The organism is Streptomyces sp. NPDC052682, from assembly GCF_040678435.1.
In the GTDB taxonomy this organism is placed as follows: domain Bacteria; phylum Actinomycetota; class Actinomycetes; order Streptomycetales; family Streptomycetaceae; genus Streptomyces.
Genome location: NZ_JBFATS010000009.1, coordinates 148,691 through 164,653 on the forward strand (window position 1 = coordinate 148,691; position 15,963 = coordinate 164,653).

Consider the following 15,963-nt stretch of genomic DNA (forward strand, 5'->3'; position numbering starts at 1 on the left):
GCGTCATGGCCGTGGACGAGCTCGACACCCGCATCCTGCGGCTGCTGCTGGAGCAGCCGCGCACCAGCGTGCGCGAGTACGCCCGCATCCTCGGGATCGCGCGCGGCACGCTCCAGGCCCGCCTGGACCGTCTGGAGCGCGAGGGGGTCATCACCGGCACCGGGCCGAGCCTCTCCCCCGCCGCGCTCGGCCACCCGGTGCTGGCGTTCGTGCACGTCGAGGTCACCCAGGGCCACCTCGACGAGGTGGGTGACGCGCTGGCCGCGGTGCCCGAGATCGTCGAGGCCTTCTCCATCACGGGCGGCGGGGATCTGCTGACCCGGGTGGTGGCACGGGACAACGCGCACCTGGAGGACGTGATCCAGAAGCTGATCAGCCTGCCCGGGGTGGTCCGCACCCGCACCGAGGTGGCGCTGCGCGAGCGCGTCCCGTACCGGCTGCTGCCGCTGGTGGAGTCGGTCGGGCGGTCGGCCCGCAGATGACCTCTGAGATGCTGACGGCATGAGCGATCTCAGCGGCCTGGCGGTCATCTTCGATCTCGACGGAACGCTCGTGGACAGCGAGCCGAACTACTACGAGGCGACCCGGCAGACCCTGGCCGCACACGGCGTCCGCGACTACACCTGGGCGGACAACGAGAGTTATGTGGGCATCAGCAACCAGGACGCGACCGTCCTGTGGAAGGAGCGCTTCGGCCTGAGCGTCCCGGCGCAGGAGCTGCTCGCCGAGCTGTACCGGCGTTACCTCGAACTCGCCCGCGCCCACACGCCGGTGTACCCCGAGATGCGCAGGTTCGTGGAGCTGCTGGCCGCGGAGGGTGTCCCGATGGCCGTGGCCTCGGGCTCCTCCCCCGAGGCGATCGGGGTGGTCCTGGCGGGCACGGGTCTGGCCGCGTACCTGCGCACGGTCGTGTCGTCCGAGGAGGTGGCCCGCGGCAAGCCGGCCCCCGACGTCTTCCTGGAGGCGGCCCGCCGGCTCGGCGCGGCCCCCTCCGACTGCGTGGTCCTGGAGGACGCCGCCCCGGGCGCCGCCGCGGCGCACGCGGCCGGCATGCGCTGCGTCGCCCTGCCGTACGTCGCCGAGCAGGCCGACGCGCCGGAGTTCGGCACGGCGGATCTGCTGCTGCGGGACGGGCAGCGGGAGTTCACGGCCCAGGGTGTGTACGACTGGCTGATACGGCGCGGCTGACCCGGCAGGGCGGTGCACACCGACTGCGTTGCCCCGGTGCCGCGAAGGTGTGCGAAATTTCTTGCCCGAACGGTGATTGGCTCGCCGTTCTGATCCGTATCTCCTGGTGTTGGGCCGTTCATATCCCAGGAGGCACGATGCGCATCTCGCGCAGCACGGTTGGAACCGCGTTCGTGGGCGGTGCGATGATCCTCACCCTCACCGCTCTCGCCTACCCCGGCATGCTGGGCGTGCAGAACGCGTCGACCAGCCAGGACCGCATCATCGCCAACACCAAGTACGGTCCGCTGACCGAGGCGGACCGCGACTTCGTGGTGAGGGTGCGCGCGGCCGGGCTGTGGGAGTACCCGCTGGGGAACCTGGTGCTGCAGAAGGGCACGACGCCGGCAATGAAGGAGGCGGGCAAGCACCTGATCGTCGGGCACGGCCGGCTCGACGCGACCTGCCGCCGGATCTCCCAGGAGCTGGGCATCGTTCTGCCCAACGAGCCGTCACCGCAGCAGCAGCAGTTCGTGGCCACCGGTGAGGGCACCACCGGCAAGGAGTTCGACTCCACGGCCGTGAGCATCATGCGGGTCGCGCACGGCTCGATCTTCCCGACCGTGGCCAAGATCCGGGCCACCACGAGGAACAGCCTCGTCCGGGAGCTCGCCGACCAGACCAACGACACCGTGCTCGACCACATCTCGATCCTGGAGAAGACCGGCATGGTCAACCACGAGCAGGTCACCAACCAGATCGTGAACCCGCCGAAGCTGCCCCAGGACCAGACCACCCCGCCGCCTCCGCAGCCGGGCTCGCCGGTCCGGGTCCTGGAGATTCCGGAGGACTTGAAGGACCTGCAGACGGTGGCGCCGAACCCGTCCTACGGAGCACCGGCGCCGGCACCGTCGGCCGGCTGAGCGCGCCGCCGCCGTACCGTGCCCCGGGGCGTCCGGCTCTCCGACCGTGACGCCCCGGGGCTACCGCCCCGGGCGGCCGGCAGTTGTTACGCCCCGGAGTTTTGCTCCCCGGATGGCCGACAGCGCCGACGCCCCGTGCCTCGGCCTCCGGACGGCCGACGGCCGTTAGGTCTCAAGGTCACGCCCCGCGGACGGCCGACCGCCGTTACGCCCCACGGCCACGGCCCGGCACGGCCGACGGCGGTGACGCCCCGGCCTCGCCCCCTGGACGGCCGACCACCGTTACCCCAGGGCCACGGCCCCCGGACGGCCGACCACCGATACAGCCCGGGGCCCCCTGGCGCCCGGCCGACGCGCCGTCGGTTACGACCGGCGCCGTGGTCTGCCGCGCTTCGCTCCCTTGGGCGCCCCGCCCGAGCCCCGCCGGGAAGCGGCCGTGCCTGAGCCGCGCCGAGGGGTCGCACCGTTCTGCTTGCCGGTCGCCGCCCGGCCGGACTTCTCCTCCTGCTGGGCCGGCCGCCGGCCCCGGGTGCTGTTGACCGTCCGGCCCCGGACGATGCCGATGAAGTCCTCCACCAGGTCCGTCGTCGCGTCCTGCGGCCAGGCCAGGGCGACGCTGGACTCGGGGGCGCCGAGGAGCGGCCGGTGCGTGAGGTCCTTGCGGTGGTGCAGGCGGGCCAGGGAGAGCGGGACGGCGAGGACGCCGATGCCCGCCGCGACCAGCTCCACCGCGTCGCCTGTCGTGGCGGGGCGTTCGAAGGCGGGCCGGCCGGGCAGCCGCTCCCAGTCGAGGACGTCGTCCAGGGGGTGCAGCACGATCTCGTCGGACAGGTCCTCGAGGGACACCTCGTCGACCGCGGTGACCAGGTGGTCCTTCGGGACGACGACGACCGTCCGCTCGGTGTAGAGGGGGATCGCGCTCAGCACGGTCCGGTCGACGGGCAGCCGGACGAAGCCCACGTCCGCACCACCGCCGAGCAGCAGGTCGCACGCCTCCCCGGCGGGCACCTGCGCCAGGGTCAGCGGGACGTCGGGCAGCCGCTCGTGCCAGACGCGCACCCACTTGTCGGGCATCACCCCGGGGACGTACGCCAGCCGGAACGAGGGCGGCAGCTCCGGGGACGGGGACGCTTCCTGGGGCGGGGGTGCTTGCGAGCCTGTCACCTGGCCAGGCTACCGGCCGTGGTCGGGGGTCGCGCACACGCTCGATACCCTGGACACCATGACGTCGCACCAGAGCACCCAGACCATGAAGCCCGCCACGGCGGCGAAGAAGCTGGGTGTGTACCTCGAGGCCACGCCCGCCGAGTTCCGGGAGGGCGTCGTCTCGCGCGCCGAGCTGAACGCGCTCCAGGCGGACCCGCCCGAGTGGCTGCGCGAGCTGCGGCGCAACGGCCCGCACCCCCGGCCGGTGGTCGCGGCGAAGCTGGGCGTGTCCATCGCGGGTCTGGCGCGCGGCGGCGTCACGGAGCCGCTGACCACGGAGCAGATCGAGGCGCTCAAGCGGGAGCGCCCCGAGTGGCTGCAGCGGGAGCAGGCCACGCAGGCGGAGGTCCGCAAGGAGGAGGCGCGGATCAGGCAGCGGAACGCGGAGCGGGCCGCACGCCAGGACTGAATCGCGACCCCGTCCGACATGGTGACACCCGGGTACGAGCCGCCGCTCCCGCGCCGGTGACGGCGCCTGCGCGGTCGCGCGCGCCCGTGCCGCAAACGCCAGACCGCGCCACCCCTTCCGGCGCGTAGAAACATCTACCAGCATGGCCTCGTCGGCGGCCCGGGTGCGAAGGCTCCGCGGGTCCGCTGGCGCTGTGCAGCGCGCCCCACCGGGCGCGGCCGACCGCGCCTGGGGTGGACCATGCCGAACAACATGTGGAAGCAAGCCGTCGAGTGGCTCGCCGCGGCCGCCACGGACCCCCAGGAGTGCAAGCGCGAGTGGGAGCACGGCACGGGCACCGTCCTGCTGGAGGCCGGACGGTTCTGGGACGTGCTGTCGGTTCCCGAACGCCTGGGCCTGCTCGCCCTGGACATCCTCTGGCGCAACCCGCTCGACGTGCCCGGGCCGACCCTGGTGGACTGCGCGGCCCGCCGGGTCGGTTTCTTCCTGCCGCCCGACCCGGTCAGCGAGTGGGTCGGCAGCGGGGTGCGGCACGTGGGCCGGGGCGCCTGGATCGCCGTACCGCCGCCGTACCGGCCCGCCGGGCGCATGGAGTGGCTGGTGCCGCCCGACGGGGCCGGGAGCCTGCACAGTCCGGGCGTGCTGGAGGCCGCGCTGCGGGAGGCCACCGGCGCGCTCGCGGTCCTGGCCCCGGTCAGCGCGGAGCAGAAGGGACAGGGCTGGTGGTGACCGGCTGAACCGGCCCGGCGCGGACCCGGCCGCGCGGAGCCGGCGGGTGGTGCGTCCGGTGGGCTCCTGGTGCTGGTGGCCGGTCGCCGGTGTCGGCCACAATGACGGCACCGACGTCCGTGGGAAGCCGCGCCGGCCCGCGGCGGCCGCCCCGTGGGACCCGTGCTCCCGGACCCGTGCGACGACAGGGGAGGACATGTCACAGGCCACCGACCTGCGGCAGCGCAGGGCCGCGCTGGAGCGGGAGTGGTCCCGCTGGGTGCCGCGGCTGAGGACACCGGGCGGGGCCCCGGCCGGCAGCCGGGCGCTGCGCCGGGAGGTGACGGAGTCCTGGGTGCGCTCGCTGAGCAGCGTGGACCCCGGCCGGGACTGTGCCCCGGTCGCCGACCCTGGTTCGGTGCGCCACCGGTGGACGTCCTCGCCGCTGCGGGGACCGGTCACCGACCTCGCCGACGAGCTGCACAGCATCGCCGAGGACGCCGGGTTCGTCACGGCGGTCACCGACGAGTCCGGCACGATCCTGTGGACGTGCGGCGGCCGGACCATGCGCCGCCGGGCCGAGGGCGTGAACTTCGCGCCCGGCGGCCGGTGGGACGAGCAGGCCATGGGCACCAACGCGCTGTCCCTCGCCCTGCGCACCGGCCGCCCCAGTTCGGTGTTCTCGGCCGAGCACCTGGTGACGGCCCTGCACGGCTGGGTCTGCTACTGCGCCCCCGTCCACAGCCCGGACGGACGGGTGCTGGGCGTGCTGGACCTGTCCACCACCTGGGACCGCTCGCACCCCTTGGCCATGTCGACGGTGCGCACCCTGGTGTCCGCCATCGAGACCCGGCTCGCCGCGCGGCAGCCCCGCTCGGCCCGGGTGCGGCTGACCTGTCTCGGTGCCGGACGGGCGGTACGCGGTGGGCTTGCTCTGCCGCTGCGCCCCCGTCAGCTGGAGATCCTGACCCTGCTCGCCCTGGAACCGGAGGGCTTCTCCCCCGAGCGCCTGCGCGAGGCGCTGTACGGCGACCGCCCGGTCACGGCGTCCACGTTCAAGGCGGAGATCTCCCACCTTCGCCGCGCCCTCGGCGGCGACGTCGCGCACCGCCGGTACGCGCTCACCGCTCCCGTCTCCTGCGACGCGACGGACGTACTGGGCGCCCTGGAGCACGGCGACACGGAGACCGCGGTGCGCCTGTACCGCGGGCCGCTGCTCCCCCGCTCCACGGCCCCCGGCATCGAGGAGTGGCGGATCCGCCTCGAGGTGGCCGTACGCGAGGCGGTGCTGGCCAGTGCCCGCCCGGACCACGCCCTGCGGTACGGCGAACGCGTCCCGTACGACGCGGAGGTCCACGAGCACGCGCTGCGTCTGCTCCCTGCGGGCGACACCCGGCGGGCGCTCGCGGCCGGCCGCCTGACCGCGGCCCTGCGCGACTGAGCGGCGGCCGCAGGCGCGGCTGAGGACACCAACCTCGCGCCAACCTTCGGGGCGCACAGTGGGCGGCGTCCCGGCGGCGTGGGTCGTCGGGGCGGTCACCATCCGCTCAACACCGAGGAGAGCCGCCATGGTGTACGCGCAGCCCGGAACGGACGGCAGCATCGTCACCTTCGCCCGCCGCTACGACAACTTCATCGGCGGTGACTGGGTCGCCCCCGTGGAGGGCCGCTACTTCGACAACCCGACACCGGTGACGGGCGAGGTCTTCTGCGAGGTGGCCCGGTCGTCCGCGGCCGACGTCGACCTGGCCCTGGACGCCGCCCACCGGGCGGCCGACCGGTGGGGCCGCACCTCGGCCGCCGAGCGCGCGCACGTCCTCAACAGGATCGCGGACCGCATCGAGCAGCACCTGGAGGAGATCGCCGTCGCCGAGACGTGGGAGAACGGCAAGCCGGTCCGCGAGACGCTGGCCGCCGACATCCCGCTGGCCGTGGACCACTTCCGCTACTTCGCCGGGGTGATCCGCGCGCAGGAGGGCAGCATCGCTCAGATCGACGCCGACACGGTCGCGTACCACTTCCCCGAGCCGCTGGGGGTGGTCGGCCAGATCATCCCGTGGAACTTCCCGGTGCTGATGGCCGCCTGGAAACTGGCGCCCGCGCTGGCCGCCGGGAACTGCGTGGTCATCAAGCCGGCCGAACAGACCCCGGTGAGCCTGCTCTACGTCATCGACCTGATCGCCGATCTGCTGCCGCCGGGCGTGGTCAACGTCGTCAACGGGTTCGGCGTCGAGGCGGGCAAGCCGCTCGCCACCAGCCCGCGGGTGGCGAAGGTGGCCTTCACCGGCGAGACCACGACCGGCCGCCTGATCATGCAGTACGCCAGCGAGAACATCATCCCCGTCACACTGGAACTGGGCGGCAAGAGCCCGAACATCTTCCTGCCCGACGTGACGGCCGCCGACGACGACTTCCTGGACAAGGCAGTCGAGGGCTTCGTGATGTTCGCGCTGAACCAGGGCGAGGTGTGCACCTGCCCGTCCCGCGCCCTGATCCACTCCGCCATCTACGACGACTTCATGGCCCGCTGCGTCGCACGCACCCGGGCCATCGTCAGCGGCGATCCGCTGGACCCGGCGACCATGATCGGCGCGCAGGCCGGCGCCGACCAGTACGACAAGATCCTCTCCTACCTCGACATCGGCAAGCAGGAGGGGGCCGAACTCGTCACGGGCGGAGGTACCCGTACGGTGCCCGGGCTGGAGGGCGGGTACTACATCGAGCCGACCATCTTCCGCGGCAGCAACGACATGCGGATCTTCCAGGAGGAGATCTTCGGCCCGGTGGTGTCGGTGACGACGTACGACTCGGTCGAGGAGGCGCTCAAGCTCGCCAACGACACGCTGTACGGCCTGGGCGCGGGCGTGTGGACCCGGGACGGGAGCACCGCGTACCGGCTGGGCCGGGAGATCAAGGCGGGCCGGGTGTGGACGAACTGCTACCACGCCTACCCGGCGCACGCGGCGTTCGGCGGCTACAAGAAGTCCGGGATCGGCCGCGAGACCCACAAGATGATGCTCGACCACTACCAGCAGACGAAGAACCTGCTGGTGAGCTACTCGCCGAAGAAGCTGGGCTTCTTCTAGCCACGGTTCGTCGGCGGGCGGTCCGGCGCGAGCGGCGGTTGTTAGGGTCGGGGCTGATCCCGACGCCGACACGACAGGGGGCTCGCGTTGGACCGCCCGGCCGCAGCGCAACGGGGAGTCGGCGGACGCGGTGGGCGGGTGACCGGCCGGCCCGCGGCCGCGGTGCTGCCCGCGGCGCTGCGCGGGTGCCTCGGGCTGGTCGCGGTCCTCGCCGCGCTGATGGTGGTCGTGCTGGGGGTGCTGTACGCCGGCCACAGTGAGCCCGGCAGGGTGGACCGGTGGGTCGTCGACCCGACGGCGGACCGTGTGCGGCAGCCGTGGCGGGGCGTCGCGCTGGCCGTCGACTTCCTGGGAGAGCCGGCCGGAGCGGCGCTGCTGGTCATGGCCGCCGTGACCGGCCTCCTGCTGCTGCGGCGTCCTCGCGCGGCGGTGCTCGCCGTCGCCGGCGCCGCCACGGCCGTGGGGACGGCGACGCTGCTCAAACACCTGGTGGGGCGCACCATCCACGGCGCCGGCAACCTGTCCTACCCGAGCGGGCACACCGCCTTCCTCACCGCGGTCGCCCTCATCGCGGCGCTGCTCGCGGCCGGCCGGCTCGGCCTCGGCGGGGCGGCCGGCCTGTCACTGGTGCTCACCGCGGCGCTGGTGGCCGGCGCCGCCATGGGGTGGGCGCAGGTCGCCCTGGGCGCGCACTACCCCACGGACGTCCTGGGCGGCTGCTGCACCGCGCTGGCGGTGATCCCGGCGACCGCGTGGCTGATCGACCGGACGGCCACCCTCCTTCGGCGTGCGGGCCGTTGAGGGCACGTCACACCGAGCGGTCACACCAGGCGGCGGAACACCGGTTTCACCGGCCGCCCGGCCAGCCAGGGCGTGGGATCGCCGGCGTCCAGTGCCTTCCGGTACACCGCGCAGGCCTGGGCCACCGCCTCGACGGTGTGCGCGATGTCGGCGTCGTCGAGCGCGCTGCTCACCACGAACGACGGGGCCAGTACCCCGCCCGCGAGGAGCCGGCGCAGGAACAGGGTGCGGTACTGCTGCGACGGCTGCCCGCTCTCGTCGAGGGTGGCGAAGACCAGGTTGCTGGCGCGGCCGCGGACGACGACGTGGTCGCCGACGCCCATGCTCGCCGCGGCGTCGCGGACCCCGGCGGCCAGCTTCTCGCCGAGGGCGTGCAGCTTGGCGGTGACGCCCTCCTCGGCGTAGGTGGTCTGCACGGCCATCGCGGCGGCCAGGGAGTGCGTCTCCGCGCCGTGCGTGGTGGACAGCAGGAACACCCGGTCGCCGGAGTGCCGCAGCCCGCCCCGCTCCATCAGCTCGCGGCGCCCGGCCAGCGCGGAGACGGCGAACCCGTTGCCCAGCGCCTTGCCGAACGTGGACAGGTCGGGGACGACGCCGTACAGGCCCTGGGCGCCCGCCTCCGACCAGCGGAAGCCGGTGATCATCTCGTCGAAGACCAGGACGCAGCCGTGCCGGTCGGCCAGCTCCCGCAGGCCGGCGAGGTAGCCGGGCGGCGGCTCGGTGTGGGTGGCGGGTTCGAGGATCAGGCAGGCGACCTCGCCCTCGTACCGGGTGAGCAGGTCCTCGGTGGCGGCCAGGTCCCCGTACGGGAACGCCACGGTCAGTTCGGTGGTCGCCGCCGGGATGCCGGCGGACATCGGTGTGGTGCCGATGAACCAGTCGTCGACGGAGAAGAAGGGATGGTCGGCGCACAGGGCCACCCTCGGGCGCCCGGTGGCGGCGCGGGCGAGGCGTACCGCGGCGGTGGTGGCGTCGGAGCCGTTCTTCGCGAACTTCACCATCTCGGCGGTCGGCACCGTCGCCAGGAAACGTTCCGCGGCCTCGACCTCCACGATGGACGGCCGGACGAAGTTGCTGCCGCGGTCGAGTTCGCGCCGCACCGCCTCGACCACCCGGGGGTGGGCGTGGCCGAGGCTGACGGACCGCAGACCGGAGCCGTACTCGATGTAGCGGTTGCCGTCGATGTCCCACACGTGGGCGCCGCGGCCGTGGCTGATGACCGGGGCCAGGTCCTCGGGGTACTGGTCGTCGCCCTTGGCGTAGGTGTGGGCGCCTCCGGGGACCAGGGCGTGCAGCCGCTCGTTCGCCGCCCGCGACCGGGGCAGGAGGAACTCTTCGGTGTCCAAGGCGACTTCACCCTTCCATGTGTGTCAGGACCTGGGCGAGGCTCGGGGCCTCCCGGTCCCGCGGGGACATCGAGGTGACCGGCAGCGGCCAGGGGATGGCGAGCTCCGGGTCGTCGAAGGCGATCGTGACGTCCTCGGCGGGATCGTGCGGGCGGTCGATCCGGTACGAGGTGTCGGCGGGGCCGGTGAGCGCCTGGAAGCCGTGCGCGCACCCCGCCGGGATGTACAGGGTCGTCTGCGTCTCGCCGGACAGCTCGAAGAAGGCTCGGTTCCGGTACGTCGGTGAGTCCGGCCGCAGGTCCACGACGACGTCGAAGATCTCCCCGTACGAGCACCGCACCAGCTTGGCCTCGCCGGAGCCGGAGCGCAGGTGCAGGCCCCGGACGACGCCCCGGACCGAGCGGGACACGCTGTCCTGGACGAAGGCGTGCGGGTCGAGGCCCACCGAGCGGACCACGTCGGCGTCGAAGGTGCGGCAGAAGAAGCCGCGTTCGTCGGCGTACGGCGTCGGCTCGAACAGGTACGCCCCGGCGATCGCGGGGACTTCGGTCGCTTTCACGCGGTCTCCTGAGGGGTTCGGGCGCGGCCGGCCGCCGGGAACAGGGCCGCGGTCAAGGCGGTGAACTGCCGCTCCAGTTGCCGGGTGGCGGTCAGGTTGCGCTCGGCGAGGGTGTGCCGCAGCTCGTCCGCCCGCTTCTCCAGCGCCCGGAACTGCTCCAGCAGCCGGCCGGCGTCGACCTCGCGCGCCGGGTGGCAGTACGCGCCGAGGCCCATCCGGTCCATCAGCGCGTCGGTCTTCGCCGCGTAGCTGACGGCCAGGGCCGGGGTGCCGGTCCTCAGCGCGCAGATCAGGTTGTGGTACCGGATCGCCACCACGGTGTCGGCGGCCGCCGTCTCCTTCATCAGGCCGGCCAGCGAGCGCGCCTCGGCGGCCGTGACCAGCGGCGAGTCCACCGCGTCGAGGATCGCGGCGACCACCGGCGCGTCGCAGGCGTCGCCGGTGAGCAGCCGGACCGGTCTGCCCTCCCCGGCCAGCGCGCGGACGAAGCGGATCGTCCCGTCGAGGTAGCGCCGGTGGATCTCCTCGGCCCGGGCGCGGTCGTCGTTGCCGCCGTGGAAGTCCATGACGCCGACGCAGACCGTGCCCGCAGCCCCCGGGGGCGCGCTCACCCGCGGCGCCGGCAGGGCGAAGGCGAGGTCCGGGTGGACCGCGTCGCGCGTGGTGTCCACGCCCATCGCCCGCAGCGCGTCGCGGGACTGGACGTCCCGGTACGAGCGGTACGCGGCCAGCCGCGCCGACCAGCGCACCAGGGCCCGGGTCGGCCGGTCGCGGATCGGGGCGGCGCCGACGCCGACCAGCGCGACCCGGGTGCCGAACAGCCGGCCGGAGGCGCAGAGCAGGAACAGGGAGTACGGGAAGCCCCAGGGGCGCAGCGGCAGCGTGGCCTCCAGGACGCCCATGCCGGGCACGATCACCACGTCGTGCCGGCGCACCCAGGCGGCGGTGCGGAACACGTCGACGGCCTTGCCCAGTCCCTTGGCCGCGATCGCGCCCGCGCGGGAGGCGGTCCGGTACTCGCCGCGGTACCAGTGCAGCCGCGTCGCGGGGATGCCGAACCGGGCCGTGACGGCCTCGGGTCCGCCGCACAGCGCGTCCACGGCCGCCTCCGGGTGCTCGGCGCGCAGGTACCCGAGCACGGCTTCGAGGGAGCCGTCGTTGCCGAGGTTGCCCGACCCGAGCAGGCCGAACAGCCCCACCCGGGTCGCCGTGCTCATGCCCGCCGCCCTTCACGGCCCGCGACCAGGGCGTCCACGGAGACGGTGAGCAGGGCCGGGTCGACCGGGGCCCGGTCCTCGACCCGCTCGCCGGTGCCCGGCCGGACCCGGCTGGTCAGCCACGCGGCCAGGTGGCGGAAGCAGGCGCGCCGGTCGGCCGGGGACAGCGGCGCCCGCCGGATCGCCGAGGCGAAGCCCCAGACGTACTCGGCGAGCAGCCGGGGCGTCGGGTGCAGCGGGCCGGCCCGCCGCGGGTCCAGGTTGACGCACCGGGCGCGCTTGGAGGGGTTCGCCCGCTCGGCGCGGGTGGGGTGGTCGCGGCGGAAGTACAGCAGTTCCGGCACCTGGTGGAAGCGTCCGTGCAGGGTGATCTCGGCGACGTAGGTGCGGTCCGCGTGGTGGTAGCTGTCCATCGGCTTCACCCGGCGCAGTACGTCGGTCCGCATCACCCCGTAGAAGTCGTCGCCGCCGGGCTCGAACAGCAGGCTGCGGAAGCGCTCCGGCGCGTGCGGCGAGCCGGTGGCGAGCGTGTACGCGTACGGGATCTTCACCTGGCCGTCGCCGTCGATGACCGCCTGGTCGGTGTGGGCGAGGATCACGTCCGGCCGCTCGTCCAGCGCCTCGACGCAGCGCCGCAGCAGGTCCCGGCCGTACAGGTCGTCGTGCGAGGCCCACTTGAACAGTTCGCCGCGGGCCTCGGCGAGCACCCGGTTGTGGTTCGGTGTGGCGCCGATGTTCCGGGGCAGCCTCAGGTACCGGATGCGGGAGTCCTCGGCCGCGTAGGTGCGGCAGATGTCCTGGGTTCCGTCGGTGGAGGCGTTGTCGGAGATGATCAGCTCGAAGTCCTGGTAGGTCTGGCCGAGCAGGGCGTCGAGCGACTCGGCCAGGTACTCCTCGCCGTTGTAGACGGGCAGGCCGATGCTCAGCCTGGGACGGTCGGTCATGGGGTCCTCACTTCGCAGACGGGGTTGCGGCGGTGCTCGCGCAGGGCGGACCGCAGCTGCAGCCACCACACGGCCGAGCCGCTGAGTGTCGCGGCGGCGACGCCCCAGGCGGAGCCGACGGTGCCGGCGACGGCCGCGCCGCCGAGCCCGCCGCCGACGTACCCGGCGGAGGCGAACAGCTGGCAGCGCAGGCTGCGGCGGGCCGCGCCGAGCGCGCGCAGCCCGGCCGCCGCGCCGGTGCCGAGGCCGGCGCCCGCGACGCCGAGGGTGACCGGCACGATGAGATGTGCGGCGGAGTGCCAGACGCCGCCGAGCACCAGCTCGCCGAGGCGGTCCGGCATCAGCAGCAGTGCCGCGCCCCACAGCAGCGCGGCGGCGGCCTGCCCGCCGCCCAGCAGGAGGCAGAACGTTTCTAGCCGCTGCGGGCTCTGCCGGAGCACCCGTGCCGCTTCCGGGACGGTGACCAGGGAGAGACCCATCAGCACGGCGAGGAACGGGCCGAGCAGGAGTTCGGCGCCCCGCACCGCGCCCACCGCGCCGACCCCGGCGATCGCACCGAGGCCGTACGCCCGCAGCTGGCTCGCGCCGCTGAGGCTGACGTTCTCCACCAGGTACCGGGAGCCGAGGTCGCGCTGTTCGCGCAGCCAGCCGCGCGCGCCGGCCGTCCGGGGCCGGATACCGGACTGGAGGCAGCCGTAGGCGGCGGCCACCGCGGCGGACGCGCCCCAGGCGAGCACGAAGGCGGCCACGCTGCCCACGCGGGCCGCCGCGAGCAGGGCCGGGACGAGCGCGACGCACCACACGAGGTCGTTGACGAACGCCTTGCGCCCGGCACCGGCGGCGAAGAACGAGAACCTCCAGGCGTCCTGCAGCAACAGCCCCGGCAGTACGACGCCGAGCGCGGTGAACGCGGGCCCCACCCGGCCGCCGAGGGCCGGTCCGGCCACCAGGCACACCGCGCCGATGGCCGCGCCCACGCCGAGCGCGGTTCCCGTCGACCGGGCCACCGCGGCGCGCCAGGACGCCTCCGGCACGCCGCTGAAGCGCACCGTGAGCGGGTCGGTGGCCAGCCCGCGGGAGACGTTGAGCACCACGCCGTAGGTGACCCAGGCCAGGCTGAACACGCCGAACGCGGTCACGCCGAGCGAGCGGGCCACGTAGATGCCCACCGCGAAGTTGGACATGCTGGAGGCCGCCTGGTCGGCCAGTCCCCAGGACAGCCGGCCGGCGAGGGCCCGCCGGCCGGATGCGGCCCTCGGCGTCGTGGTCCGCGGGTTCTCCCCGGTGGTCATCGGCGTCATGCCTTGATCAGCCCGGCGTCGTGCAGGGCGTCCGCCGCGGCGGCGACCGTGTCGAACGGCAGCCCGGACCGCTCGGCGACGTCCAGCAGGCTGTGCTCGCCGTCGGACAGGTTGAGCACCCAGAGCAGGGCCATCTGGGCCTGCTTGGTGTCGCTGCGGCCGCCGAGCGCGTCGTACAGCCCGCGCCGCCCCAGCTGGGGTTCGCCGTAGGGGCTGAGGTTGACGTACCGCCGGTTGCGGTCGAGTACGGCGAACGCCTCGCGGCAGACGGCGAGCGTGTCCGCCATCGCCTGGGGGGAGACGAACTCCAGGTTGTCCGCCGAGGTGTGGTACTCGGGGTAGCCCGCGTACGGGGTGCGGGTGAGCGAGCCCACGCCGAGGTCGAACCCGGGCGAGCAGTACTGCCGCTCGTCGTAGCCGTAGGGGGTGAACTCGACGACGCGGTGCGGGCGTTCGGTGGCGGCCAGCACGTGCCGCATCACCCGGTCGATCTCCGCGTCACCGCGCCGGCTCCGCTTGTACGTCAGCGCGCCCGGGTCACCCGCGCAGGCCAGCACGAGCCCGTGCCTGACCCGTTCCACCCGCTCGGCGTTGCGGGCCAGCCACGTGATCGCGCCGATGGTGCCGGGCGCGAAGACGAACCGGTAGGTGTAATACGGCGTCCGCTCGGCCAGCTCCCGCGCCAGGAACGTCGCCACCGCGATGCCGGCCAGGTTGTCGTTGGCCAGCGAGGGGTGGCAGACGTGGCAGGAGACGATCACCTCGTCGGGGACCTGCCCGGGGACCACGTGCTCGGCGTAGGTGAGGTGGCCGTCGGCGAGGGTGGAGTCGATGCGCACCTCGTACTCGCCGTCCGGCAGCGCGTCCAGGGTCTCCTGGGCGAGGCAGAACCCCCAGTCCGGCTTGTAGTAGCTGGTGCGGTACGGCACCCAGCTCGGGTGGTCGGGCAGGGTGTGCAGGTGGGGGCGCAGCTCGGACAGGGGCAGGGTCGCCGACACCGGCACGCTGTAGCCGAGCACGTGCAGGCTGGAGGCGGCGAAGTCGACGACCCGGTGGCCTGAGGCGTCGGCGATGTAGGCGTCCCGGATGTTCCACTCCTGCGGCACCGTCCAGTCGAGCACCTGGGTCCCGGTCGGCACCTCGTGCACGTCCAGCGGAACGTACTCGCCGACGATGTCCAGGGTGGCGCGCACGCCGTCGCCGGTGATGCTCCGGCACAGCGGGTACAGCCGCTCCACCAGGGCGTACATCGCGTCGCCGGGCGTGGTCACGGGCGCCACCGCAGGGTGTCGTCCACGGCACCGGCCTCGGACGCCGCGCGCAGCACGGCCAGCCGGGTGAAGCGCTGTTCGAAGGCCTCCTTGGTCAGCCCGTGTGCCCGGTAGGCGTCGGCGAGTTCGAGCGCGCCGCGCTTGACCGTCCACTCGCAGTCGAAGCCGGGTATCGCCGCGCGGAACCGGGAGAAGTCCACCCGGTAGGACCGCGGATCGGCCCCGGTCTCCCCGGTGATCACCACCTCGGAGCCGGGCACCGCCTCGGCGACCTGCTGGGCGATCTCGGCGACCGTGACGTTGTTGGTCTCGCTGCCGATGTTGAACGCCCGGTCGTGGACCGCCTCGCGCGGCGCTGTCAGCGCGGCCGTGAAGGCGCGCGCGATGTCGGCGGCGTGCACCAGCGGGCGCCAGGGGGTGCCGTCGGACATCACCAGCACCTCGCCGGTCAGCAGCGCGTGGCCCACCAGGTTGTTCAGCACGATGTCGGCGCGCAGCCGGGGCGAGTAGCCGAAGGCGGTGGCGTTGCGCAGGTACACCGGGGTGAAGTCGCCGTCGGCCAGCGCGTGCAGGTCGTCCTCCACCCGCACCTTGGACTCCGCGTACGGCGTCACCGGGCGCAGCGGGGCGTCCTCGGTGACCAGGTCGTCGCCGCCGGCGGCGCCGTAGACCGAGCAGGTCGACGCGTACAGGAAGCGCCGCACCCCGGCGTCGCGGGCCAGCCGGGCGAGCCGTACCGACGCGCCGTGGTTGATGTCGTAGGTGAGGTCCGGCGCCAGCGAGCCCAGCGGGTCGTTGGAGAGCGCGGCCAGGTGGATCACGGCGTCCACCCCGGTCAGGTGGCCGGCCGTGACGTCGCGCAGGTCCACCCGGTGCCCGGGCGGGTCGGCGGGTGCCGGGCCGAGGACGCAGTCGGCGAACAGGCCGGAGTCGAGGCCGACGACCTCGTGTCCGGCGGCGGTGAGGACCGGGGCCATCACGGTGCCCAGGTAGCCCTGGTGTCCGGTGAGCAGTACGCGCATGGG

16 protein-coding genes are annotated in these 15,963 nt (G+C 73.8%); 8 read left to right on the forward strand and 8 right to left on the reverse strand.

Translation table 11 applies throughout. The features are described 5' to 3' along the window. The first annotated feature begins 5 nt into the window (after nucleotides 1-5). The 3 genes from AB0K80_RS16395 to AB0K80_RS16405 all read left to right on the forward strand — a co-directional run bounded on the left by AB0K80_RS16395 (nucleotide 6) and on the right by AB0K80_RS16405 (nucleotide 2,090). The gene (locus tag AB0K80_RS16395; protein ID WP_365669969.1) at nucleotides 6-482 is read left to right on the forward strand and encodes an Lrp/AsnC family transcriptional regulator; all 477 of its coding nucleotides are present in this window, start codon (nucleotides 6-8) and stop codon (nucleotides 480-482) included. A 19-nt stretch (nucleotides 483-501) separates the two neighbouring features. After that, nucleotides 502-1,188, forward strand: coding sequence for an HAD family phosphatase (locus tag AB0K80_RS16400; protein ID WP_365669971.1), 687 nt, complete (start codon nucleotides 502-504; stop codon nucleotides 1,186-1,188). A gap of 137 nt (nucleotides 1,189-1,325) precedes the next feature. Beyond that, nucleotides 1,326-2,090 (forward strand): DUF4142 domain-containing protein, encoded by a 765-nt coding sequence (locus AB0K80_RS16405; RefSeq protein WP_365669973.1) that lies wholly within the window; start codon nucleotides 1,326-1,328, stop codon nucleotides 2,088-2,090. Nucleotides 2,091-2,453: 363 nt separating this feature from the next. Here AB0K80_RS16405 and AB0K80_RS16410 read toward each other — a convergent pair whose 3' ends face one another. Next, nucleotides 2,454-3,164, reverse strand: a complete 711-nt coding sequence (locus AB0K80_RS16410) for a LysR family substrate-binding domain-containing protein (protein ID WP_365670293.1) — start codon at nucleotides 3,162-3,164, stop codon at nucleotides 2,454-2,456. A gap of 148 nt (nucleotides 3,165-3,312) precedes the next feature. Here AB0K80_RS16410 and AB0K80_RS16415 point away from each other — a divergent pair, with 148 nt between their 5' ends. The 5 genes from AB0K80_RS16415 to AB0K80_RS16435 all read left to right on the forward strand — a co-directional run bounded on the left by AB0K80_RS16415 (nucleotide 3,313) and on the right by AB0K80_RS16435 (nucleotide 8,300). Then, a complete protein-coding gene (locus AB0K80_RS16415) occupies nucleotides 3,313-3,705 on the forward strand; it encodes a DUF5997 family protein (protein ID WP_365669975.1) in 393 nt (130 codons plus the stop codon). Nucleotides 3,706-3,945: 240 nt separating this feature from the next. Beyond that, nucleotides 3,946-4,434, forward strand: coding sequence for a hypothetical protein (locus tag AB0K80_RS16420; RefSeq protein ID WP_365669977.1), 489 nt, complete (start codon nucleotides 3,946-3,948; stop codon nucleotides 4,432-4,434). A 196-nt stretch (nucleotides 4,435-4,630) separates the two neighbouring features. After that, a complete protein-coding gene (locus tag AB0K80_RS16425) occupies nucleotides 4,631-5,854 on the forward strand; it encodes a GAF domain-containing protein (protein WP_365669979.1) in 1,224 nt (407 codons plus the stop codon). Nucleotides 5,855-5,981: 127 nt separating this feature from the next. Further along, nucleotides 5,982-7,499: an aldehyde dehydrogenase gene (gene adh / locus AB0K80_RS16430; protein ID WP_365669981.1), complete on the forward strand. Its 1,518-nt coding sequence runs from the start codon at nucleotides 5,982-5,984 to the stop codon at nucleotides 7,497-7,499. A gap of 138 nt (nucleotides 7,500-7,637) precedes the next feature. After that, nucleotides 7,638-8,300: a phosphatase PAP2 family protein gene (locus tag AB0K80_RS16435; protein ID WP_365669983.1), complete on the forward strand. Its 663-nt coding sequence runs from the start codon at nucleotides 7,638-7,640 to the stop codon at nucleotides 8,298-8,300. A gap of 20 nt (nucleotides 8,301-8,320) precedes the next feature. Here AB0K80_RS16435 and AB0K80_RS16440 read toward each other — a convergent pair whose 3' ends face one another. From AB0K80_RS16440 to AB0K80_RS16470, 7 genes are read right to left on the reverse strand one after another with little or no spacing between them, the layout of a single operon-like run. Beyond that, nucleotides 8,321-9,646 carry a glutamate-1-semialdehyde 2,1-aminomutase gene (locus AB0K80_RS16440; RefSeq protein WP_365669985.1) on the reverse strand — a complete coding sequence of 442 codons (1,326 nt, stop codon included), beginning with the start codon at nucleotides 9,644-9,646 and terminating at the stop codon, nucleotides 8,321-8,323. A 7-nt stretch (nucleotides 9,647-9,653) separates the two neighbouring features. Next, nucleotides 9,654-10,205: a dTDP-4-dehydrorhamnose 3,5-epimerase family protein gene (locus AB0K80_RS16445; RefSeq protein ID WP_365669987.1), complete on the reverse strand. Its 552-nt coding sequence runs from the start codon at nucleotides 10,203-10,205 to the stop codon at nucleotides 9,654-9,656. Then, nucleotides 10,202-11,422, reverse strand: a complete 1,221-nt coding sequence (locus tag AB0K80_RS16450) for a polysaccharide pyruvyl transferase family protein (protein WP_365669989.1) — start codon at nucleotides 11,420-11,422, stop codon at nucleotides 10,202-10,204. Before AB0K80_RS16450 ends, AB0K80_RS16445 begins: the two co-directional genes overlap by 4 nt. Next, complete coding sequence (locus AB0K80_RS16455; RefSeq protein ID WP_365669991.1) at nucleotides 11,419-12,366, reverse strand: glycosyltransferase; 948 nt, start codon at nucleotides 12,364-12,366, stop codon at nucleotides 11,419-11,421. Before AB0K80_RS16455 ends, AB0K80_RS16450 begins: the two co-directional genes overlap by 4 nt. Then, nucleotides 12,363-13,658 (reverse strand): hypothetical protein, encoded by a 1,296-nt coding sequence (locus AB0K80_RS16460; RefSeq protein ID WP_365670295.1) that lies wholly within the window; start codon nucleotides 13,656-13,658, stop codon nucleotides 12,363-12,365. Before AB0K80_RS16460 ends, AB0K80_RS16455 begins: the two co-directional genes overlap by 4 nt. Before the next feature lie 5 nt (nucleotides 13,659-13,663). Further along, on the reverse strand, nucleotides 13,664-14,947 hold the full coding sequence (locus AB0K80_RS16465; RefSeq protein WP_365669994.1) for a DUF4910 domain-containing protein: 1,284 nt from the start codon (nucleotides 14,945-14,947) through the stop codon (nucleotides 13,664-13,666). Then, the gene (locus AB0K80_RS16470; RefSeq protein ID WP_365669996.1) at nucleotides 14,935-15,960 is read right to left on the reverse strand and encodes an SDR family oxidoreductase; all 1,026 of its coding nucleotides are present in this window, start codon (nucleotides 15,958-15,960) and stop codon (nucleotides 14,935-14,937) included. Before AB0K80_RS16470 ends, AB0K80_RS16465 begins: the two co-directional genes overlap by 13 nt. Nucleotides 15,961-15,963 lie beyond the last annotated feature (3 nt).

What these genes read in the sequence shown, in the direction of transcription:
- AB0K80_RS16450 (WP_365669989.1), bottom strand. Translation starts at nt 11,422, where the DNA reads ATGAGCACGGCGACCCGGGTGGGGCTGTTCGGCCTGCTCGGGTCGGGC.
- AB0K80_RS16410 (WP_365670293.1), bottom strand. Translation starts at nt 3,164, where the DNA reads ATGCCCGACAAGTGGGTGCGCGTCTGGCACGAGCGGCTGCCCGACGTC.
- AB0K80_RS16470 (WP_365669996.1), bottom strand. Translation starts at nt 15,960, where the DNA reads ATGCGCGTACTGCTCACCGGACACCAGGGCTACCTGGGCACCGTGATG.
- AB0K80_RS16420 (WP_365669977.1), top strand. Translation starts at nt 3,946, where the DNA reads ATGCCGAACAACATGTGGAAGCAAGCCGTCGAGTGGCTCGCCGCGGCC.
- AB0K80_RS16425 (WP_365669979.1), top strand. Translation starts at nt 4,631, where the DNA reads ATGTCACAGGCCACCGACCTGCGGCAGCGCAGGGCCGCGCTGGAGCGG.
- adh (WP_365669981.1), top strand. Translation starts at nt 5,982, where the DNA reads ATGGTGTACGCGCAGCCCGGAACGGACGGCAGCATCGTCACCTTCGCC.
- AB0K80_RS16405 (WP_365669973.1), top strand. Translation starts at nt 1,326, where the DNA reads ATGCGCATCTCGCGCAGCACGGTTGGAACCGCGTTCGTGGGCGGTGCG.
- AB0K80_RS16455 (WP_365669991.1), bottom strand. Translation starts at nt 12,366, where the DNA reads ATGACCGACCGTCCCAGGCTGAGCATCGGCCTGCCCGTCTACAACGGC.
- AB0K80_RS16395 (WP_365669969.1), top strand. Translation starts at nt 6, where the DNA reads ATGGCCGTGGACGAGCTCGACACCCGCATCCTGCGGCTGCTGCTGGAG.
- AB0K80_RS16400 (WP_365669971.1), top strand. Translation starts at nt 502, where the DNA reads ATGAGCGATCTCAGCGGCCTGGCGGTCATCTTCGATCTCGACGGAACG.
- AB0K80_RS16460 (WP_365670295.1), bottom strand. Translation starts at nt 13,658, where the DNA reads ATGACCACCGGGGAGAACCCGCGGACCACGACGCCGAGGGCCGCATCC.
- AB0K80_RS16415 (WP_365669975.1), top strand. Translation starts at nt 3,313, where the DNA reads ATGACGTCGCACCAGAGCACCCAGACCATGAAGCCCGCCACGGCGGCG.